At 73.5% G+C, this 19374-nt stretch carries 20 protein-coding genes; 12 read left to right on the top strand and 8 right to left on the bottom strand.

Annotated elements, in window-relative coordinates:
* Positions 1-116: 116 nt before the first annotated feature.
* Positions 117-1775, bottom strand: a complete 1659-nt coding sequence (locus ABTY15_RS30150) for an APC family permease (protein WP_350602221.1) — start codon at positions 1773-1775, stop codon at positions 117-119.
* 415 nt (positions 1776-2190) lie between these two features.
* Between ABTY15_RS30150 and ABTY15_RS30155 the strand changes: the two genes are divergently transcribed.
* From ABTY15_RS30155 to ABTY15_RS30180, 6 genes are read left to right on the top strand one after another with little or no spacing between them, the layout of a single operon-like run.
* Entirely contained in the window at positions 2191-2493 is a 303-nt protein-coding gene (locus tag ABTY15_RS30155) for an urease subunit gamma (RefSeq protein WP_350602223.1), read from the top strand.
* The gene (locus tag ABTY15_RS30160; RefSeq protein WP_350602225.1) at positions 2490-2837 is read left to right on the top strand and encodes an urease subunit beta; all 348 of its coding nucleotides are present in this window, start codon (positions 2490-2492) and stop codon (positions 2835-2837) included. The genes ABTY15_RS30155 and ABTY15_RS30160 overlap by 4 nt, the downstream gene beginning before the upstream one ends.
* On the top strand, positions 2830-4578 hold the full coding sequence (locus tag ABTY15_RS30165) for an urease subunit alpha (RefSeq protein WP_350602226.1): 1749 nt from the start codon (positions 2830-2832) through the stop codon (positions 4576-4578). Before ABTY15_RS30160 ends, ABTY15_RS30165 begins: the two co-directional genes overlap by 8 nt.
* A 13-nt stretch (positions 4579-4591) precedes the next feature.
* Positions 4592-5260 carry an urease accessory protein UreF gene (locus tag ABTY15_RS30170; protein WP_350602228.1) on the top strand — a complete coding sequence of 223 codons (669 nt, stop codon included), beginning with the start codon at positions 4592-4594 and terminating at the stop codon, positions 5258-5260.
* Positions 5250-5930: an urease accessory protein UreG gene (gene ureG / locus ABTY15_RS30175; protein WP_502893629.1), complete on the top strand. Its 681-nt coding sequence runs from the start codon at positions 5250-5252 to the stop codon at positions 5928-5930. Before ABTY15_RS30170 ends, ureG begins: the two co-directional genes overlap by 11 nt.
* 11 nt (positions 5931-5941) lie before the next feature.
* On the top strand, positions 5942-6727 hold the full coding sequence (locus tag ABTY15_RS30180; protein ID WP_350602229.1) for an urease accessory protein UreD: 786 nt from the start codon (positions 5942-5944) through the stop codon (positions 6725-6727).
* 24 nt (positions 6728-6751) lie between these two features.
* On the opposite strand, the gene ABTY15_RS30185 is transcribed toward ABTY15_RS30180, so the two are convergent.
* Together ABTY15_RS30185 and ABTY15_RS30190 are read right to left on the bottom strand one after the other, a co-directional pair.
* Positions 6752-7372, bottom strand: coding sequence for a hypothetical protein (locus ABTY15_RS30185; protein ID WP_350602230.1), 621 nt, complete (start codon positions 7370-7372; stop codon positions 6752-6754).
* Positions 7373-7404: 32 nt separating this feature from the next.
* On the bottom strand, positions 7405-8340 hold the full coding sequence (locus tag ABTY15_RS30190) for a threonine/serine dehydratase (protein ID WP_350602232.1): 936 nt from the start codon (positions 8338-8340) through the stop codon (positions 7405-7407).
* A gap of 364 nt (positions 8341-8704) precedes the next feature.
* On the opposite strand from ABTY15_RS30190, the gene ABTY15_RS30195 reads away from it, so the two are divergent.
* Both ABTY15_RS30195 and ABTY15_RS30200 read left to right on the top strand, forming a co-directional pair.
* The gene (locus ABTY15_RS30195; protein ID WP_350602234.1) at positions 8705-9607 is read left to right on the top strand and encodes a DMT family transporter; all 903 of its coding nucleotides are present in this window, start codon (positions 8705-8707) and stop codon (positions 9605-9607) included.
* 113 nt (positions 9608-9720) lie between these two features.
* A complete protein-coding gene (locus ABTY15_RS30200) occupies positions 9721-9972 on the top strand; it encodes a hypothetical protein (protein ID WP_350602236.1) in 252 nt (83 codons plus the stop codon).
* A gap of 49 nt (positions 9973-10021) precedes the next feature.
* Here the strand turns inward: ABTY15_RS30200 and ABTY15_RS30205 are convergent, their stop codons facing one another.
* Both ABTY15_RS30205 and ABTY15_RS30210 read right to left on the bottom strand, forming a co-directional pair.
* Positions 10022-10351, bottom strand: coding sequence for a hypothetical protein (locus ABTY15_RS30205; RefSeq protein ID WP_350602237.1), 330 nt, complete (start codon positions 10349-10351; stop codon positions 10022-10024).
* Complete coding sequence (locus tag ABTY15_RS30210; protein ID WP_350602238.1) at positions 10348-10650, bottom strand: SAV_915 family protein; 303 nt, start codon at positions 10648-10650, stop codon at positions 10348-10350. Before ABTY15_RS30210 ends, ABTY15_RS30205 begins: the two co-directional genes overlap by 4 nt.
* Before the next feature lie 236 nt (positions 10651-10886).
* Between ABTY15_RS30210 and ABTY15_RS30215 the strand changes: the two genes are divergently transcribed.
* From ABTY15_RS30215 to ABTY15_RS30225, 3 genes are all read left to right on the top strand, one after another.
* The gene (locus ABTY15_RS30215) at positions 10887-11306 is read left to right on the top strand and encodes a helix-turn-helix domain-containing protein (protein ID WP_350602240.1); all 420 of its coding nucleotides are present in this window, start codon (positions 10887-10889) and stop codon (positions 11304-11306) included.
* A gap of 1 nt (position 11307) precedes the next feature.
* On the top strand, positions 11308-11658 hold the full coding sequence (locus tag ABTY15_RS30220) for a DUF4180 domain-containing protein (RefSeq protein ID WP_350602241.1): 351 nt from the start codon (positions 11308-11310) through the stop codon (positions 11656-11658).
* A 213-nt stretch (positions 11659-11871) separates the two neighbouring features.
* Positions 11872-14091: an NADP-dependent isocitrate dehydrogenase gene (locus tag ABTY15_RS30225; protein WP_350602243.1), complete on the top strand. Its 2220-nt coding sequence runs from the start codon at positions 11872-11874 to the stop codon at positions 14089-14091.
* A 115-nt stretch (positions 14092-14206) separates the two neighbouring features.
* Here ABTY15_RS30225 and ABTY15_RS30230 read toward each other — a convergent pair whose 3' ends face one another.
* Together ABTY15_RS30230 and ABTY15_RS30235 are read right to left on the bottom strand one after the other, a co-directional pair.
* Entirely contained in the window at positions 14207-14845 is a 639-nt protein-coding gene (locus ABTY15_RS30230; RefSeq protein WP_350602245.1) for a YdcF family protein, read from the bottom strand.
* A gap of 73 nt (positions 14846-14918) precedes the next feature.
* On the bottom strand, positions 14919-15941 hold the full coding sequence (locus ABTY15_RS30235; RefSeq protein WP_350602294.1) for a cytochrome c oxidase assembly protein: 1023 nt from the start codon (positions 15939-15941) through the stop codon (positions 14919-14921).
* A gap of 199 nt (positions 15942-16140) precedes the next feature.
* On the opposite strand from ABTY15_RS30235, the gene ABTY15_RS30240 reads away from it, so the two are divergent.
* The gene (locus ABTY15_RS30240; protein WP_350602246.1) at positions 16141-17115 is read left to right on the top strand and encodes an NAD-dependent epimerase/dehydratase family protein; all 975 of its coding nucleotides are present in this window, start codon (positions 16141-16143) and stop codon (positions 17113-17115) included.
* A 48-nt stretch (positions 17116-17163) separates the two neighbouring features.
* Here ABTY15_RS30240 and ABTY15_RS30245 read toward each other — a convergent pair whose 3' ends face one another.
* Positions 17164-19293 carry a serine/threonine-protein kinase gene (locus ABTY15_RS30245; protein WP_350602248.1) on the bottom strand — a complete coding sequence of 710 codons (2130 nt, stop codon included), beginning with the start codon at positions 19291-19293 and terminating at the stop codon, positions 17164-17166.
* Positions 19294-19374: the final 81 nt, after the last annotated feature.

Here is a 19374-nt window from a genome sequence, read left to right on the forward strand (position 1 = left end):
GCTACGAGTACGAGGCGCTGGCCTTTCACGAGAGCGTGCCCGGCCACCACCTGCAGAGGTTGCTGTGCAACCGGCGGGCCCGCCCCTCAGGTGGTGGGGTGCCTCAGTGGGACAGGTCAGTGACCGCCCGCGTCGACCACCTGGACGCCCTCGACGTTGGCCTCGATGACGTCGGCCGGCAGGGCCACGCGGATCGCCCAGTAGTAGATGCCGAGGGCGAAGACCGCCACCGCACCCATGTCCCACCACATCGGGATGGCGCCGGTGCCGTCACCGAAGCCGCCCTGCCAGGAGATCAGGCCGAGGCCGATCAGGTAGACCGGCAGCCACTGGGCGGCGCGCCAGTCCAGGCGCGGGGCGTTCGGCAGGCGCTTCTTGATCGCCCAGGCGGCGTAGCTGCCGAGCAGGGCGTAGCCGAGGATGATCGCCCCGCCCAGGCGCTCCAGGATGTGCCAACCGGACCAGTAGATGATCAGGCTGGAGACCACGAAGGCGGCCGGCGAGATCACGCCGCCGAGCGGCAGCTTGTAGGAGCGCTCGCGCGCCGGCAGGCGGCGGCGCAGGGCGCCGAAGGCCAGCGGGGCACCGGCGTACATCAGGACGCTGGCGGAGGTGATGAAGCCGACCAGCTCCTGCCAGCTCGGGAAGGGCAGGAAGCAGATGACACCGGTGATGAAGGACATCACCAGGCCGAACCACGGCACGCCGCGCTTGTCCAGGCGCTCGAAGAGCTGCGGCGCGTAGCCGTTCTTGCTCAGGCCGTAGGAGATGCGGGAGGTGGAGGTGGTGTAGATCAGGCCGGTGCCGCCGGGGGAGACGATGGCGTCGAAGTACAGGACGTACGACAGCCAGCCGAGGCCGACCAGGGTGGCGAGGCCGGCGAACGGGCCCTCGATGCCGGGGAAGTCGAGCTTGTCCCAGCCGTTGATGAAGGAGCTGACCGGCAGCGCGCCGATGAAGGCGACCTGGAGCAGGACGTAGATCAGGGTGCCGATGGCGACCGAGCCGAGCACGGCGCGGGGGATGTCGCGCTTGGGGTTCTTGCTCTCACCGGAGATCTGGATGGCCTGCTCGAAGCCGAGCAGCGCGAAGATGATGCCGCTGGAGCTGATCGCGGCGAGCACGCCCTTGGCGCCGAACGGGGCGAAGCCGTGCGAGGTGAAGTTCGAGCCGTGGAAGCTGTTGATCGACAGCGCCAGGATCGTGAGCAGCGGGACGCCGATCTTGAGCCAGGTGGCGATCGAGTTGGTGGCCGCCAGCACGCGCACACCGAGGAAGTTGACCGCGACGAAGACGCCCATCAGCAGCACCGCGACGATGAAGCCGCTGGTGGTGAGGGTGCCGTTCTCGTTCAGGAAGCTCTTGGCGAACTCCCAGTGACCGGCGTAGCCGATCATCGCCTCGACCTCGATCGGGGCGACGGTGGCGGCCTGGAGCCAGGAGAACCAGCCGAAGGACATGCCCGCGAGCCCGCCGAAGACGTAGTGCGGGTAGCGGGCGGTACCACCGGCGACGGGGAAGAGGCCACCGAGCTCGGCGTGTACCAGGGCGAGGAGCACGATCGCGACCGCGCCGATGCCCCAGGAGATGATCGCGGCCGGACCGGCGGCGACGACGGCGTTCTTGGCGCCGAACAGCCAGCCGGAGCCGATGATCGAGCCGACCGAGGCCCACATGAGGCCGATGAGACCGACGTGACGGCGGAGCGACTGCTGGGCGGGGGCCTTGGAGTCGGATCCGGTGCTCGGCGGCGAGATCTGGTTGAGGGATGCCATGCGAAGTCTCTCTGTGGGTGGGGGCCCCGGCCATCGGAGCGCGAGAGTTGCCACACAGTAGGCGTATTCATAGGCCTCTGCACAGATCGCTTTGCTGAATGTTTACCTACATTGCCCCTACATCCGTGCAGGTAGGGGGCATTCAGTTCATACATGTGTTACGTAACTGGCGAGTAGCTTCAGTATTTGAGCGGCATTTGAGCTTCGTTCCGCGATCAGGCAATCTTGACGGTGAATAGGGTCATACAAATGACGTCAACCGCATAACGATGCCGACCTGGCCAGGTGAGGTGGCCTGCCGCGAGGGTTGTTCGTCCGCTACGGTATGCGCCACGAGTCCGCACCCACGGGCTCCGACCCCCGCGGCACAGCGTCGTGTCCGCGCGCTCTTACCTCCCCTCGAAGGTGCGCGCAGATGAAACTCACCCCCCATGAGCAGGAGCGCCTGCTCATCCACGTGGCCGCCGACGTGGCCCGCTCCCGTCGAGCCCGGGGCCTGCGGCTCAACCACCCCGAAGCGGTCGCCCTGATCACCTCCCACGTCCTGGAGGGCGCGCGGGACGGGCGGACCGTCGCCGAGCTGATGGAGTCCGGTCGCAAGGTGCTGACCAGGGACGACGTCATGACCGGCATCGCCGAGATGATCCCGGACGTCCAGGTCGAGGCGACCTTCCCGGACGGCACCAAGCTGGTCACCGTCCACGGGCCGATCCAGTGACGGGCGCGCAGGCCGACGCGCCCGGGCAGCCCTTCGCCCCGGGCCAGGTCCTCCACGGCGACGGCGAGGTCAAGCTCAACCTCGGACTGCCGGTCACCCGCCTGGGTGTCCTCAATGCCGCCGACCGACCGGTGCAGGTCGGCTCCCACTACCACTTCGCCGAGGCCAACCCCGGCCTGGAGTTCGACCGTTCGCTCTCCCGGGGCCTGCGGCTGAACATCCCCGCGGGCACCGCCGTCCGCTTCGAGCCCGGCATCCCGGTCGAGGTCGAGCTCGTCCCGATCGGCGGCCGGCGCGAGATCGCCGGACTGCGCGGCGAGACCGGAGGGCCGCTCGATGACTGACACGCCTTCGCTGCGGCCCGCGCTCGTCCTGACCCGCGAGCGCTACGCCGACCTCTACGGCCCCACCACCGGCGACCGGATCCGGCTCGGCGACACCAACCTGCTGATCGAGGTCGAGGAGGACCGCTGCCGCGGCGGCGACGAAGCCGTCTTCGGCGGTGGCAAGGTCATCCGGGAATCCATGGGCCAGGCCCGCACCAGCCGCGCCGAGGGCGCCGCGGACACCGTCATCACCGGCGCCGTGGTGCTCGACCACTGGGGTGTGGTCAAGGCCGACATCGGCATCCGGGACGGCCGGATCACCGCGCTCGGCAAGGCCGGCAACCCCGAGACCATGGACGGCGTCCACCCCGAGCTGGTGATCGGCCCGGAGACCGAGATCATCTCCGGCAACGGCCGGATCGTCACCGCCGGGGCGATCGACGCCCATGTGCACCTGATCTGCCCGCAGCTCGTCGACGAGGCGCTCGCCTCCGGCGTCACCACCCTGGTCGGCGGCGGCACCGGGCCCGCCGAGGGCTCCAAGGCCACCACCATCACCCCCGGCGGCTGGCACCTCGGCCGGATCTTCGCCGCGATGGACGACCTGCCGGTCAACCTCGGCCTGCTCGGCAAGGGCAACACCGTCAACCAGGCCGCGATGCACGACCAACTGCGGGCCGGCGCCCTCGGGTTCAAGATCCACGAGGACTGGGGCGCCACCCCGGCCGCGATCGACGCCTGCCTGCGGGTCTGCGACCGGACCGGTGCCCAACTCGCCATCCACACCGACACCTTGAACGAGGCCGGGTTCGTCGGCGACACCCTCGCCGCGATCGCCGGGCGGGGCGTCCACGCCTACCACACCGAGGGTGCCGGCGGCGGCCACGCCCCCGACATCATCACCGTGGTCGGCCAGGCCAACGTGCTGCCCAGCTCCACCAACCCGACCAGGCCGCACACCGTCAACACCGTCGACGAACACCTCGACATGCTGATGGTCTGCCACCACCTCAGCCCGCACGTCCCCGAGGACCTCGCCTTCGCCGAGTCCCGGATCCGGCCCTCCACCATCGCCGCCGAGGACGTCCTGCACGACCTCGGCGCCATCTCCATCATCAGCTCCGACTCCCAGGCCATGGGCCGGATCGGCGAGATCGTGCTGCGCACCTGGCAGACCGCGCACGTGATGAAGGCCCGGCGCGGCGCGCTGCCCGGAGACGGCCGCGCCGACAACACCCGGGCCCGCCGCTACGTCGCCAAGTACACCATCAACCCGGCCGTCGCCCAGGGCCTGGACGGCGAGATCGGCTCGGTCGAACCCGGCAAGCTCGCCGACCTGGTGCTCTGGTCGCCGGCCTTCTTCGGCGCCAAACCCGACCTCGTCATCAAGGGCGGACAGATCGCCCGGGCGCAGATGGGCGACGCCAACGCCTCCATCCCCACCCCCCAACCCGTGCTGCCCAGGCCGATGTTCGGCGCCACCGGGCGCTCCGCGGCGGCCAACTCGCTCAACTTCACCGCACCCGCCGCGATCGAGGACGGACTGCCCGCCCGGCTGGCCGAACAGCTGGGCGTGCGCAAGGAGTTCACCGCGATCCGGAACACCCGCGGCGTCACCAAGGAGCACATGGTCAACAACAGCGCCCGCCCGGACGTCCGGGTCGAGCCCGACACCTTCACCGTCACCATCGACGGCGAGCCCGTCACTCCCGAACCCGCCGTCGAACTGCCGCTCGCCCAGCGGTACTTCCTGTTCTGATGGCCGCCGCCCGATGACCCCGTCCGCCGCGTTCCTGCTGCTCGCCGACGGACGGTTCCCGGCCGGCGGACACGCCCACTCGGGCGGCGCCGAGGCGGCGGTCAAGGCCGGACGGGTGCACGACACCGCCAGCATGACCGCCTTCCTCACCGGCCGGCTGCACACCACCGGCCTCGTCGCCGCCGCCCTCGCCGCCTCCGCCGCCGCCGGGCAGGACACCCTCCTGCTCGACGCGGCGGCCGAGGCCCGGACCCCCTCACCCGCCCTGCGCGACACCAGTCGGCGGCTCGGCCGCCAGCTCCTCCGGGCCGCCCGCGCGGCCTGGCCGCACCCCGAACTCGACCGGCTCGCCGGCGAGTTCCCGCGCGGCGCGCACCAGAGCGTGGTCCTCGGCGCCACCGCCCGCGCCGCCGGACTCACCCCCGCCCAGACCGCGTCCGTCGCCGCGTACGAGAGCGTCAACGGACCGGCCACCGCCTGCATCCGGCTGCTCGGCCTCGACCCGTACGAGGTCGCCGCCGCGCTCGCCCGCCTCGCGCCCCGGCTCGACGCCGTGGCCGACGCCGCCCTCGACGCGGCCCTGCGCGGCGATCCCGACGAACTGCCCGCAGCCTCCGCCCCGTTGCTCGACGTCTACGCCGAGCAGCACCGCTCCTGGAAGGTGCGCCTCTTTGCATCGTGACCACGTCGACCCCGTCGACGCCCCGATCCGCCACACCTACACCGACCACGGCCACCGCCGCGCCCTGCGGATCGGCCTCGGCGGGCCGGTCGGCTCCGGCAAGACCGCCACCGTCGCCGCGCTCTGCCGACTGCTGCGCGAGGAACTCTCGCTCGCCGTCGTCACCAACGACATCTACACCACCGAGGACGCCGAGTTCCTGCTGCGCAACGCCGTCCTGCCGCCCGAGCGGATCACCGCCGTCGAGACCGGCTGCTGCCCGCACACCGCCATCCGCGACGACATCTCCGCCAACCTGGAGGCCGTCGAGGACCTGGAGAGCGCGGTCGGCCCGCTCGACCTCGTGCTCGTCGAATCCGGTGGCGACAACCTCACCGCCACCTTCAGCCGCGGCCTCGTGGACCACCAGATCTTCGTCATCGACGTCTCCGGCGGCGACAAGATCCCGCGCAAGGGCGGCCCCGGGGTCTCCACCTCCGACCTGCTGGTCATCAACAAGACCGACCTCGCCCCGCTGGTCGGCGCCGACCTCGACGTGATGGCCCGCGACGCCGCCGCGCAGCGCGGCCCGCTGCCGACCGTGTTCTGCTCCCTCACCTCGGCCGACGGCGTCAGCCCGGTCGCCGCCTGGGTGCGCGCCCGGCTGGCCGACTGGCGGCAGGCCGCGTGACGGACGGCTTCGTGGCGGACGGGTTTGTGACGGACGGCTTCGTGACGGCCGGCCGCGTGACGGGCGGCCTCACCGGCCGGGCCCGGATCCTCGCCGAGCCGGACGGGCGGGGCGGCACCGCCCTGCCCGTCCTGGCCGGCGGGGGGCCGCTCGCGCTGCGCCGCACCCGCGGGGTGGACGCGGGTGCCCATGTGGTGATCGTCGGCTCGATGGCGGCGCCCCTCGGTGGCGACCACCTCGCCCTCGCCGCCGAGGTCGGCCCCGGCGCGGCGCTCACCGTCACCAGCGCCGCCGCGACCATCAGCCTGCCCGGGGCGGCCCCCGGGCCCGCGTACTACGAGGTCGAGCTGACCGTGGGGGAGGGCGGCCGGCTCGACTGGCGGCCCGAACCAGTCGTCGCCGCGAGCGGTAGCCACCTCGTCCTGCACACCCGGATCACCCTCGCCCCCGGCGCCCGGCTGCGCTACCGCGAGGTCCAGGTGCTCGGCCGCCAGCACGACTGGTCGCGCGGCGCCGGCCCCGGACGCCTCACCTCCCGCCTCACCGTCCGCCGGGCCGGGCGGCTCCTGCTCGACCAGCAGACCGACCTCGGCCCCGGCGCCCCGGCCTGGGACGGCCCGGCCGTGCTCGGCCCGCACCGCGCCACCGGCCAGCTCCTCACCGTCGGCGACCCGGCGCCGGCGCCACCGGCCGCCGAGGCCGACGCCGCCCTGCTCACCCTCCCCGGCGAGTCCGCCACGCTGCTCACCGCCGCCGCCCCGGACGCCCTGGCCCTGGGCCGGCTGCTGGGCGGGTGATCCTGGGAGCCGCCGGTCCGGGCGCTACCCGGCGGGCGTGCGGAGGGTGGCCCGGGAGACTCCGGCGGCCAGCAGTTCCTCGATCACGATGCGGATCACCTCCCGGGCGAGCAGCGGGTAGACGCCGTCCTTGCAGTCCAGCCAGATTCGCGGTGGGGTGCCGTCCTTGTTCTCGATGCCGACGAAGTTCGGGTTGTAGAAGTCGCTTTCGGTGGCGAGGGCGGTGTCGTACTGCTCGCGGGTGAGCTCCCGGCCGTCATGGCTGGTGAAAGGCAGGCGCTTCCGGGCGGCCTCCAGGGCGGCGACGGTCCGACCCCGGTCCTCGGCCTGCACGGTGACGCTCCAGTCCTGCCAGAGGGCGTAGCAGCCGTCGTCGGAGGTGATGACGGGCAGGAGCCCGGGGTCGACGGTGATCCCCGGCGGAGGGTTCAGCGCCGCGACGGCCCGCCGCATCATCGAGGCGGCGCGTCCGTCGGCGGCGTAGGACCAGGCCTGGGCCACCCGCCAGGGCATCTGCGGGTCCGGGCCGCGCAGGGCCGCGTCGAAGTGCCGCTCCGCGAGGTCCAGTTCGTCGCCGTGGCGCTCGATGATCAGCAGGCCCTGCTCGAAGGAGGCCTCGGGGTCTGGGAACTGAGGTGACGTCATGCCTCCTGCATACCAGTGGTGTCCGACAACTCCTAGGCGTCGGAGGGCTGTTCGACGAGGTCGGACGGGTCGGTGTTGGCGCCGCAGAGCAGGACGGCGATGCGGTCGCCGTCGGTCCGGTCGAGGGCCGCGAGGGCGGTGGAGGCCGCGTACTCGACGGCGATCCGGCGGTCGTCCCAGAGGTGCTGCCGGGCGCGGACGATGGCTTCCTCGGAGACCAGGACCGACCGCACCCCCTCGTACGCGGCCGCGTGCACCGCCAGGGCGGTGGCGCGGCGGGCGCCGAGGGCGTCCTGGGCGACCGACGCCACCGGGACGTCGACCGGGTGGCCGGCGGCGAGCGCGGCGTTGAGCGCCCGGCTGCCCTCGGGTTCCACCGCCACCACGCGGATGCCGCGCTCGCGTGCCGCGACCGCCACCCCGGCGAACAGTCCGCCGCCGCCCACCGAGACCACCACGGTGTCCAGCCCGGGCACTTCGGCGTGGATCTCGTCCAGCACCGTCCCCGCCCCGGCGGCGATCAGCGGGTGGTCGTAGGCGTGCGAGGCCAGCGCCCCGCTGCCGGCCGCGAACTCCTCGCAGGCGGCGAGTGCTTCCGCGTACTCCCGGCCGGTCAGGCGCACCTCGGCGCCGTACGAGCGCAGCCGGGCCAGCTTCACCGGGGAGGCCGTCTCGGGCAGGAACACCGTGGCCCGGACGCCGAGTTCGCGCGCCGCCCAGGCGCAGGCCAGCCCGGCGTTGCCGCCCGAGGCGATGGTCACCCCGGCGTCCGGGAGGGTGCCCGCCTCGGCGTGCGCGAGCAGGAAGTTCTGGGCCCCGCGCGCCTTGAAGCTGCCGGTGTGCTGGAGGAACTCCAGCGCCAGCCAGACCCGCCGGCCCTGGTCGCCGCGGGTCACCGTCACCGGCCGCACCCGCCCGGCGATCCGGCGCTCGGCCGCCTCGACGTCGTCGTAGGTCAACTGCTGCATGGTGCTCGCCCCTTCGCCGCTGGACCGGGCCGCCTGTACGGGCCGCCTGTACCGGGCCGCCTGTACCGGGCCGCCTGTACCGGGCCACCTGTATCAGGCCACCGCCCGACGGTACGGGCTCCCGGGCGGCGAGGGGAAGATCACGATCGGCCCGCCCGCGGTCAGGGCCGGGGTCGGGGCCGGGGTCGAGGCCGGGCGTAGGCTGACCCTCATGCGTCACGTGATCCTTCCGCCGCCGGTCCGCTAGCGGGCGGCGTACTTCACGGACCCCGGAGCCGGGCGGGTGTGCCCGCCGCCGGGGCGATGACGGCCGCCCGCGTCACCCGCGGACCTCATCCGGCTTCTCATCGTGGAGTACCGACGCATGACCTCGTACACCGCCGTGCCGTTCCGGCGCGGCCTGTTGTCGATCTCGGCCGCCGCCGTCGCCTGGGGCGTGGGCGGGGCGGTGGCCGCCCTGCTGCTGCGGACCAGCGGCCTCGGCCCGGTGGCCGTCTCCTGTTGGCGCTTCGCCGTCGCGGCGCTCTGTCTGGCCCTGCTGCCGTCCGGGAACTCCGGGAACTCCGGGAACTCCGGGAACACCCGGCACTCCCGGAACGGGGCGCCGACCGCGCGCCGGGCCGCCGTGCTGACCGGGATCGGGCTGGCGGTCAGCCAGTGCGCCTACTTCGGCTCGGTGCGGTACGCCGGTCTGGGCCTGGGCACGCTGATCACCATCGGCGCCGGCCCGGTGCTGACCAGCCTCGGCGGGCACCTGCTGCTCGGCGAGCGCCTCACCGGCCGGGCCCTCGCCGCGATCGGGCTCGCGCTCGGCGGGCTGACGCTGCTGGTGGCCGCCCCGGCGGCGGGGCCGCGGCCGGCCCTCGGGGTGGCGCTCGCGGTGCTGGCCGGGGCCGGGCACAGCGGGCTGACGCTGTGGGCCCGGGGCGGTGGTTCGGCACGGGCCAGTACCGGGGCGTTCACCACCGGTCTGGTCTGTCTGCTGCCGCTGGCCGCCGTCCAGGGTGTGCTGCCGAGTGCGGGCGAGCCGGCGCTGACCGGGGGCGCGCTGCTGTTCCTCGGGACGGTGCCGACGCTGTTCGCCTACCGCTGGTACTTCGCCGGGCTGACCGCCGTCCCGGGTGCCACGGCCGCCGTGCTGGTGCTGCTGGAACCGGCGACGGCGGCCGTGATCGGGGTGCTGTTCCTCGGTGAACCGCTCACCGCGGGCCTGCTGGCCGGTTCGGCGCTGCTGCTCGCGGCGATCGCGGCACTGGCGCGGGGATAGCGCGAGGGCGGGGGCGGCGCGACGGCGGGGCGGCGCGAGGACGGGGGCTGGCTCGGCGGCTCCGGGGCGTGTCGGCTTCGCCGGCTCCTCGGCGCCGTGCTGTCGTTGGCCGCATGAGCACCTCACCTCTCGCCCGGGTGGCCCTGACGGCCACCACCGCCGTTCTTCTCACGGCTGCCTCCGCCGCCGTCCCCGCCTCGGCCGCGGTGACCGGTCTGCGTGATGTCACCGCCCAGCAGTGCCGGGACGCCGGCGGGTGGGTGGAGGGCAGCGGCTACTGCGTGGGTGCCCTCGGCGAGGACGTCTGGGGGCAGCCCATCGACGGGCAGGCGATCAATCCGGATCCCCGTCCGGGCGAGGAGTGAGGGCCGGCTGGACCGGCCCGCCGGGCTCGCCCGAACGGGGGACGGTGCCTCAGGGCACCGGCCGGAGCGTGGGCGGGCCCGGGGTGAGGGCGCGCAGCACCAGGTCGATCCGGACCCTGGCGGCCCCGGCCCGGTGCAGGGCGGCGGCGACCGCCCGTAACTCCTCGGGGCCGGTGCAGGCGAGGCGGAGTTCCAGGTCGGCGTCCCCGGCGAGGGCGAGCCCGCTCCGGACGGCCGGGAGCTCCGCCGCCAGCCGGTCGAAGTCGAGCGGGACCGGCCCGTAGCTGACCCGGGCGAGCGCGTGCAGCTCCCGGGCCGGTTCCGGGGCGTCCTTGCCCAGTCGTGCGCCCTCGCCCGGGACCAGGTGGAGGGCGGTCACCGGTGCTGGAGCCGGCCGACCGGCGGGAGCGCGGGGATCCGGGGCGAGCCGCCGACGGGCGGGGCGACCAGGCGCGGGTCGAGCACGAGGGTGTCGACGCCGAGCGGGGCGGTGAGCGCGCGCAGGGCGGTTTCGCCGAGTTCGGTGAAGGCCTGGTCCGGCCCGAGCAGGGCGGTCAGCGCTTCGGGGGTGGAGAAGCCGACGGCGCAGCGGCGGCCGTCGCGCAGGCGGAAGAGGCGGAGGACGGTGGCGCCGGTACCGGGGTCGGTGACCGGGACGTGCCAGACGACGCGGGCCATGCGGATGCTCCCGAGTGGGGTGGTGGTGCCTGCCGGACGTGCTGCTTCGACGCTAGGCCCGGTTCCGCGGAGTGGCGCCGCTCCTGACGCGGCGTTGACCGAATGCGGTGGTGCGTTGACGCACTTCTGACGCCCGGTTCACCCGAGTGGACTACTCCACTCCTCATCCTTCCCTAAAAATCCCTATCCGATGATAGTTTGGGTGCCGATAGGGAAGCTTGAGAGGGTGTTCGCAGGTGGCGCAGTACTACTCGGTGGAACAGGTGGCCGACCTGCTCGGCCTGCACGTCCGGACCGTCCGCGGCTACATCCGCGACGGCCGACTCGCCGCGACCAGGATCGGCAAGCAGTACCGCATCGCCCGCGCGGACCTGGAGCTCCTCACGGGCGCCCCGGTCGCCGCGCCGGGCCCGGCGCGCCGCCGGGCCGAGGTGTCCGCCGTGGTCCGGATCGAGGACGTCGACCGCGCGGCCGCGGACCGGATCTCCACCGCCGTCCTCGCGGCCATCGCCGGCCCGCGGGACGGCGGCCGCCCGCTGCACGTCGAGACCGTGCACGAGCAGGAACGGGACACCCTGCGGCTGATCATCCTCGGCGACCCGGCCGACACCGCCGGCCTGCTCACCATCGTCCACGCGCTGACCAGGGAGAACTGAGATGACCGACCGCCCGAGCATTCTGCGGGTGCCCGTCGAGGGCGCGCCGATCCGCACCGAGCGGGACGCCGTCGACCTGATCGGCGACGCCTTCGGCCACGGCGCCGAATGGGTCGTGCTCCCCGCCGCCCGGCTGCACCCGGACTTCTTCGCCCTGCGCACCCGGGTCGCCGGCGACATCGTGCAGAGGTTCGTCAACTACCGCGTCGGCCTGGTCGTCCTCGGCGACATCACCGCGCAGGTCGCCGCGAGCGACGCCCTGCGCGACTTCGTCCGGGAGAGCAACCGCGGCCGGCAGCTCTGGTTCCTGGCCGACGAGGCCGAGCTCACGGCCCGGTTCGCGACGGTCTGAACGCGGCTCCGTCCGCCCTCCGCCTGCGCTCCGTCTGCTCTCCGCTTGCCCTCTGCCCGCCCCGGGACCACCGTGGAGCTGACCCCCGTCGCGCCCGCCGGAACACCCGGCGCGCGCTCCGGGGCGCGCTCCGTGGTGGGGGGGAGGTGGAGCGAGGGGCCCGTGACGAGATATCTTGACGTCAAGACGTTGGAGACGTGAAGCGGAGTACCGATGACTGACTCGACCATCATCTATACGCACACCGACGAGGCTCCGGCCCTGGCGACCTACTCGTTCCTGCCGGTGGTCCAGGCGTACGCCTCGACGGCGGGTGTGCGGGTGGAGACCCGTGACATCTCCCTGGCCGGGCGCATCATCGCGACCTTCCCGGAGCGTCTCGCCGAGGGCCAGCGGATCGAGGACGCCCTCGCCGAGCTGGGCGAGCTCGCCAAGACCCCGGGCGCCAACATCATCAAGCTGCCGAACGTCTCGGCCTCCATCCCGCAGCTGAAGGCCGCGATCGCCGAGCTCCAGGCGCAGGGCTACGCGCTGCCGGACTACCCGGACGACCCGCAGACCGACGAGGACAAGGACGTCCGCGCCCGCTACGACAAGATCAAGGGCAGCGCCGTCAACCCGGTCCTGCGCGAGGGCAACTCGGACCGCCGCGCCCCGCTGTCGGTCAAGAACTACGCCAAGACCCACCCGCACCGCATGGGCGCGTGGTCGGCCGACTCCAAGACCAACGTCGCCACCATGGCCGAGAACGACTTCGCCAGCACGGAGAAGTCCGCGGTGATCGCCGCCGACGGCGCCCTGCGCATCGAGCTGGTCGGCGAGGACGGCACCACCACCGTCCTGCGCGAGAAGGTCCCGGTGCTGGCCGGCGAGGTCGTCGACGCCTCGGTGATGCGCGCCGCCGCCCTGAACGACTTCCTGGCCGCCCAGGTCGCCCGCGCCAAGGCCGAGGGCGTGCTGTTCTCGGTGCACCTCAAGGCCACCATGATGAAGGTCTCCGACCCGATCATCTTCGGCCACGTCGTGCGCGCCTTCTTCCCGAAGACCTTCGCCGCCCACGGCGAGGCGCTGGCCGCCGCCGGTCTGAACCCGAACAACGGCCTCGGCGGCATCCTCGCCGGCCTGGACAAGCTGCCGAACGGCGCCGAGGTCAAGGCCTCGTTCGAGGCCGAGCTGGCCGAGGGCCCGGCCCTGGCCATGGTCGACTCCGACAAGGGCATCACCAACCTGCACGTCCCCAGCGACGTCATCGTCGACGCCTCGATGCCGGCCATGATCCGCACCTCCGGCCACATGTGGGGCCCGGACGGCCAGGAGGCCGACACCCTCGCCGTCCTGCCGGACCACAGCTACGCCGGCGTGTACCAGGCCGTCATCGACGACTGCCGCGCCCACGGCGCCCTGGACCCGGCCACCATCGGCTCGGTGCCGAACGTCGGTCTGATGGCCCAGGCCGCCGAGGAGTACGGCAGCCACGACAAGACCTTCGAGATCGCCGCGGCCGGCACCGTCCGCCTGGTCGACGCCGAGGGCAACGTCGTGCTGGAGCAGGCCGTCCAGCCGGGCGACATCTTCCGTTCCTGCCAGACCAAGGACGCGCCGATCCAGGACTGGGTCAAGCTGGCCGTCACCCGCGCCCGCGCCACCGGCGACCCGGCCGTCTTCTGGCTGGACGAGGACCGCGCCCACGACGCCGTCCTGATCGAGAAGGTCAAGACCTACCTGCCGGAGCACGACACCACCGGCCTGAAGATCGAGATCAAGTCCCCGGTCGAGGCCACCAAGCTGTCGCTGGAGCGCATCCGCCGCGGCGAGAACACCATCTCGGTGACCGGCAACGTGCTGCGCGACTACCTGACCGACCTGTTCCCGATCCTGGAGCTGGGCACCAGCGCCAAGATGCTGTCGGTCGTCCCGCTGATGGCGGGCGGCGGTCTGTTCGAGACCGGCGCCGGCGGCTCCGCCCCGAAGCACGTCCAGCAGCTGGTCAAGGAGAACTACCTGCGCTGGGACAGCCTGGGCGAGTTCTTCGCGCTGGCCGCCAGCTTCGAGCACCTGGCCACCAGCACCGGCAACGCCCGTGCCCAGGTGCTGGCCGACACCCTGGACCGCGCCACCGGCACCTTCCTCAACGAGGACAAGTCGCCGAGCCGCCGCCTCGGTGGCATCGACAACCGTGGCAGCCACTTCTACCTGGCCCTGTACTGGGCCCAGGAGCTGGCCCAGCAGACCGCCGACGCCGAGCTGGCCAAGGCGTTCGAGGGCCTGGCGAAGGCGCTGACCGAGCAGGAGCAGGCCATCGTGGACGAGCTGATCTCCGTCCAGGGCTCCCCGGTCGACCTCGGCGGCTACTACCAGCCGGACCCGGCCAAGGCCGCGGCCGTGATGCGTCCGTCCAAGACCTTCAACGAGGCGCTGGCCAACCTCGGCTGACGCCGATCGGGTTGAGGCGTCAGGGAGGCCCCGGGTCCACGACGGACCCGGGGCCTCCCGGCGTTGTCGGCGGTCCACGACGGGCTCGGGGCTCCCCGCGTCGTCGGTCGTCCCGTCAGGTGCGGGCGAGCAGCAGCCCCGCTCCGGTCAGCAGCAGGACGGCGGCGCCGTTGGCCCACGGGAAGGCCAGCGCCGTCCCGGCGGCGTCGCGCAGCAGTGCGTACGGCCCGTGGGCGAGCAGCCCGTCCGCGCCGAGCACCCGGCCGGGGACGCCGGCCCGGCGGGCGGCGAGCCCGGAGCGGACGGCGTGGAAGCCGCTGGTGACGACCGTGCACCGGTAGCCGGGCCGCTCGGCGGCCATCAGCTCCGCGCTGAACCGCAGGTTCTCGATGGTGTTCCGGGCCCGCTCCTCGCGCCGGATCCGCTCGGCCGGGACGCCCCGGGCGGCCAGGTAGCGGGCCATCGCGGCGGCCTCGGTGCAGGTCTCGTGCCGGCCCTTGCCCCCGGTGACCACCAGCAGCGGCGCGTACCCGGCGGCCTCCTCGGCGGCGGAACGTTCCAGCGCAGCGTCCAGCCGGGCCGCCAGCACCGGTGCGGGCTCACAGCCGTCCAGCGTGCCGCCCAGGACGACCAGGTAGTCCGCGCCGGGCGGGACGGGCCGGCGGCGCTCCCAGTGGGCCCGGCCGAGGAAGCCGAGCAGCCAGAGCAGGGCGTACCCGCCGAGCAGGACGGCGACGATCATCAGGGCGTGCATGTTCTCGGAACGGATGCGGCGGAACCCCCGTTCCGATCGAGAACGGGGGTTCCGCGGGGGAGAACGCGCGTTCTCAGCCGGCTTCGGCCGCCGAGGCCGGTGCGGCCGGGGAGGCGGAAGGAGCGGAGGGGGCAGCGGGGCCCGCCGGGCGCTGGTCCCGCTTGTGCAGCGAGGCCAGGTAGGCGTTGTACGCCTCCAGCTCGGCGTCGCCACTGCGGTCCTCGGCGCGGTCCCGGCGGCGGGCCTGCCGCTGCTCGGAGCCCATCCACTGGTACACCAGCGCGATCAGCACGATCGCGGTCGGGATCTCGCCGAACGCCCAAGTGATGCCGCCGGCCAGCTTCTGGTCCTCCAGCAGGTCGGTGCCGGGCGGCGAGCCCGCCGCCGTGAAGGTGGTCACCAGCGGGTGGCCGGCCATCATCACGGCCACGCCGAAGAAGGCGTGGAACGGCATGCCCATGAACAGCTCGATGATCCGCATCACATGGCCCGGGCGGTGCGGGCCCGGGTCCACGCCCATGATCGGCCAGAAGAAGGCCAGACCGGTCATGAGGAAGTGCACCATCATGAAGATGTGCCCGGCGCGGTACTGCATCAGGAAGTCGAACAGCGGGGTGAAGTAGACCCCGTACAGGCTCGCGATGAACAGCGGGATGGTGAACGCCGGGTGCGAGATCACCCGGACGTACCGGCTGTGCAGCAGCGCCACCAGCAGCTCGCGCGGGCCGCGCGGGCGGCCCTTGCCCGCCGGGCGCAGCGCGCGCAGCGCCAGCGTGATCGGCGCGCCCAGCAGCAGCAGGATCGGCGTCAGCATGGAGAGCACCATGTGCTGGATCATGTGCGCGCTGAACAGCACCATGCCGTAGTCGTTCAGTCCGGTGCAGGTGACCAGCAGCATGCTGCCGACACCGGCCGCCCAGCCGACGATCCGGCCGACCGGCCAGCGGTCGCCGCGCCGGTACAGCCGGACCACGCCCGCCGCGTACAGCCCCAGGGCGACCAGGCCGCCGAGCAGGAACACCCAGTCGGGGGACCAGGTCCAGGCGTTCGAGAAGGAGAACGGGCCTAGCTGGGTCATCCCGCCGTGGTGGTGCATTCCTGACATTCCGTCGCCCATCGGCGAGTCCTGCTTTCCGTCCTCGTGGCCCCTGGAGCGGGTCCGGTTCGCCCGTTTTGCTTGGCATACAGCCTAGGTGGGCCTTACCCGGCGCCGTGCCCCGCCCCCTCCGTACGGGTGGCAGCCCGGTGGCGCCACGGTGGATAGACTGACCGGCCGGTCGGTCCGGAGGGTGGCGATGGCACAAGAGCAGGTGGTCCGCACCACGGTCGCGCTGACCGGCGCGACCGGCTTCATCGGCTCCGCGGTGCTGACCGCCCTGGTCGCGCGCGGTGCCCGGGTCCGGGCGCTGACCCGCCGGGCTAGGGGCGAGCAGGTCGCGGACGGGCGCGGCGGAGCCCGGTGGATCCCCGGCGACCTCGCCGACGAGGGGGCGCTGGCCGCGCTCTGCGAGGGCGCCGACGTGCTGCTCCACCTGGCTTCTCGGGTCGCCGGCACCACCGCGGAGTGCGAGGCGGTGAACCTCCACGGCACCGCGGCGGTCACGGCCGCCGCCGCCCGGGCCGGGATCGGCCGGATCGTCCACCTCTCCACGGCGGCCGTCTACGGCGTGGGACCGCACGCGGGCATCACCGTCGACGAGGTGCCGCCCGCCCCGCTGTCCGAGGCCAGTCGGACCAGGCTGCTCGGCGAACGCCACGCGCTGGCCGCCGGCGCCGTCGTGCTGCGGCCCGGCCTGGTGACGGGGGAGGGGGACCGCTGGGTGGTGCCCGCGCTGGCCGAGCTGGTCCGCCGCGTCCCGGCGCTGTGGGAGGGCGGCGAGGCCCGGCTCTCCCTGGTCGACCGCACCGACCTGGCCCGCCTGATCACCGCCCTCGCCCTGGCCGACCACGCCGTCCCGCCGGGCGTCCACCACGCGAGCCACCCCGAGCCCGTCCGCGCCGGCGACCTGCTCGCCGAGCTCGCCGCGCACGGCCTGCTGCCCGCCCTGTCCGGCCCCGCCGTCCCCTGGGCCGAGTGCCGTCGCCTGCTCGCCGCCGCCCCCGGTCGCATCTCCGAGCGCCAGTTCGCCCTGATCGCCCTCGACCACTGGTACCGCAGCGCGGAGATCTGGCACCTCGCCGCCTGCCCGTCCGGCCCCGGCCCGCTCACCCGCCTCCCCGCCGCCGCCCCCTGGTACCGCGGCCATCTCGGTCTCCCCGAGCCCGCATGACAGCCGGGTGACGACCGTGGGGAGGCGGGGGAGCGGAACGGGAGTGGACTACTTCAGGCCGGCCATCATCCCCTTGACGGCGTCGGTCACCGCACCGGTCGCGGCGGCGTCCAGGGGCTTCCCCTCCGCGTAGAACGCGCTGGCCATGACGAAGAGGTTCCCGTCGTGGACGAGCAGGAGGTCCGACACGGTGGGGTAGTTGCCGCCCTTGTGCTCCACGTCCTGGAGCGCCTCCTCGCCCAGGGAGACGTGGGTCTGGACCACCTGGCCACCGGTGGGGGGCTTGCTGGCGTCCCGCCACCGGGCCTGGGCCGATCCCAGGTCCGGGTGGACCTCGGCGGTCACGTGCAGGCTCGCGAGGCCCTTGTTGAACGAGAAGGCGCAGTTCAGCTGGGTGCCCTGGTGGGCCGTCCCCCGGTTCATGACGTCGGAGCCGTGCTGCGGGGTGTCGTCGACGGCGCCGAACGCCTTCGTCAGCACGCCCGGGTCGATCCGGTCGCAGAGGTTCGCCACGGGCTGGTACGGGCCGGCGACGGCGACCGGGGAGGAGCTCGACGGGCTCGCCGACGGTGTGGTCGCGGGCGACGTCACCGGGGCGGCGCCCGCTGCGCCCTCCCTGGTCAGCCTGCCGGCGACCGTCTTACCGTTGCGCTCGTTCCAGCTCACCCCGAGCGAGCCGTCGTCGTTGAGGTCGACGGTCACGGTGCCGTCGAAGAACCTCGGACAGTCCGCGTCGTCCGCGTCGAGCAGTTTCGGCGCGAGCACGAGCTTGCGGTCCGTCACCTTCTGGCGCTTGTACTCCAGGCGGCAGATCCCCCGCCCGACCGGAACGGAGGAGGGGAGGAGCGAGGCCCCTGCCGACAACGGGACGTCCTGCCCGGGGTCCGGCACCCGGAAGCTGAGGCCGCCGTCCAGCCCGGCACCGTCCGTGATCTCTCCGAACCACTCGCCCCGGAACGCCGTGGGCACGGGTCCGGGTCCGGAATCCCTGGTCAGCAGGACCACTGCCGTCGCCGCCACGGCGCCCGCCGTCAGCAGCGCGACGGCGGTCAGGAGCACCCGGCGCCGGTGCTTGGGCGGCGTCGGCGCGGAGCCGTCCGGCGAGGCGGCCAACCGCACTGTGCCTTCAGGTGCCGGGCCCGCCGGTGCCGGGCTTTCCGGCACGGGAGGTACCACCACCGGTACGGGCGGTTGCGCAGGCGGTACGGGCGGCGGCGGGGGCGGTACGGCTGCCGTCACGCTCGCCGTCACGCTCGCCGGAGCGCCCGCCTCGGGGGCGGCGTCCAGGTTGAGCAACTCCACCGTGCGGCGGCTGATCCTGCTCAGGACCGGAGCGGACAGCCAGTCGGCGCCGACCAGTTCGGCCGCACCGCGCGGGGCGAACCGGGCGGCGAGCTGCCCCGGGGTCGGCCGGGCGGCCGGGTCCTTGGCCAGGCAGGCCTCCGCCACCGACCGCAACTCGCCCTGGAGATCGCCTAGTTCGGGCTCGCCGTGGGCGACCTTGTAGAGCATGGTGGCGGCACTGTCCGCACTGAACGGGCCCCGCCCGGTGGCCGCGAACGCCAGCACCGTCCCGAGCTGGAACACGTCCGACGGCGCGTCCAGTCGGTGCCCCTGCACCTGCTCCGGCGACATGTAGCCGGGCGAGCCGACCACGATGCCGGTGCTCGTCAGCGAGGCGGTCGCGGTGCCGTCCATCGCCCGCGCGATCCCGAAGTCGATCAGCACCGGGCCGTCCGGCGACAGCATCACGTTCGAGGGCTTGAGGTCGCGGTGGATCAGCCCCAGCCCGTGCACGGCCGTCAGCGCTTCCGCGAGTCCGGCCACCAGCGCCCGCACGCCCTGCTCGGGCAGCGGGCCGAACTCCGCCACCGCCTCGGACAGGCTGAGTCCGGCGACGTACCCGCTGGCCACCCACGGCCGGGCCGACTCGGTGTCCGCGTCCAGCACCGGCGCGGTCCACGCGCCGCCCACCTTGCGTGCCGCCGCCACCTCGCGCCGGAAGCGGGCCCGGAACTCCTGGTCCGTCGCCAGCTCCGGGCGCACCACCTTCACCGCGACGGTCCGCCCACCCGCCGTACGACCCAGGTACACGCACCCCATACCGCCCGCGCCCAGCCGTCCCAGCAACCGGTAGGCACCGACCGCCGACGGATCCTCAGGCAGCAACGACTCCACGGCCCACCACTCCCCCCAGATGGCCCCATCCCGCCGGCACCCGCCGGACGGCCGCGACGAGCTTAGGGCCTGTCCGGCGGA

Source organism: Kitasatospora sp. NPDC097643 (assembly GCF_040302625.1).
Taxonomy (GTDB): Bacteria; Actinomycetota; Actinomycetes; order Streptomycetales; family Streptomycetaceae; genus Kitasatospora.

Bases quoted from the DNA above. Each gene is read 5' to 3' on its own strand.
- ABTY15_RS30240 (WP_350602246.1), top strand. From the start codon at position 16,141: ATGGCACAAGAGCAGGTGGTCCGCACCACGGTCGCGCTGACCGGCGCG.
- ABTY15_RS30235 (WP_350602294.1), bottom strand. From the start codon at position 15,941: ATGCACCACCACGGCGGGATGACCCAGCTAGGCCCGTTCTCCTTCTCG.
- ABTY15_RS30190 (WP_350602232.1), bottom strand. From the start codon at position 8,340: ATGCAGCAGTTGACCTACGACGACGTCGAGGCGGCCGAGCGCCGGATC.
- ABTY15_RS30185 (WP_350602230.1), bottom strand. From the start codon at position 7,372: ATGACGTCACCTCAGTTCCCAGACCCCGAGGCCTCCTTCGAGCAGGGC.
- ABTY15_RS30220 (WP_350602241.1), top strand. From the start codon at position 11,308: ATGACCGACCGCCCGAGCATTCTGCGGGTGCCCGTCGAGGGCGCGCCG.
- ABTY15_RS30225 (WP_350602243.1), top strand. From the start codon at position 11,872: ATGACTGACTCGACCATCATCTATACGCACACCGACGAGGCTCCGGCC.
- ABTY15_RS30150 (WP_350602221.1), bottom strand. From the start codon at position 1,775: ATGGCATCCCTCAACCAGATCTCGCCGCCGAGCACCGGATCCGACTCC.
- ABTY15_RS30230 (WP_350602245.1), bottom strand. From the start codon at position 14,845: ATGCACGCCCTGATGATCGTCGCCGTCCTGCTCGGCGGGTACGCCCTG.
- ABTY15_RS30155 (WP_350602223.1), top strand. From the start codon at position 2,191: ATGAAACTCACCCCCCATGAGCAGGAGCGCCTGCTCATCCACGTGGCC.
- ABTY15_RS30210 (WP_350602238.1), bottom strand. From the start codon at position 10,650: ATGGCCCGCGTCGTCTGGCACGTCCCGGTCACCGACCCCGGTACCGGC.
- ABTY15_RS30165 (WP_350602226.1), top strand. From the start codon at position 2,830: ATGACTGACACGCCTTCGCTGCGGCCCGCGCTCGTCCTGACCCGCGAG.
- ABTY15_RS30195 (WP_350602234.1), top strand. From the start codon at position 8,705: ATGACCTCGTACACCGCCGTGCCGTTCCGGCGCGGCCTGTTGTCGATC.
- ABTY15_RS30170 (WP_350602228.1), top strand. From the start codon at position 4,592: ATGACCCCGTCCGCCGCGTTCCTGCTGCTCGCCGACGGACGGTTCCCG.
- ABTY15_RS30200 (WP_350602236.1), top strand. From the start codon at position 9,721: ATGAGCACCTCACCTCTCGCCCGGGTGGCCCTGACGGCCACCACCGCC.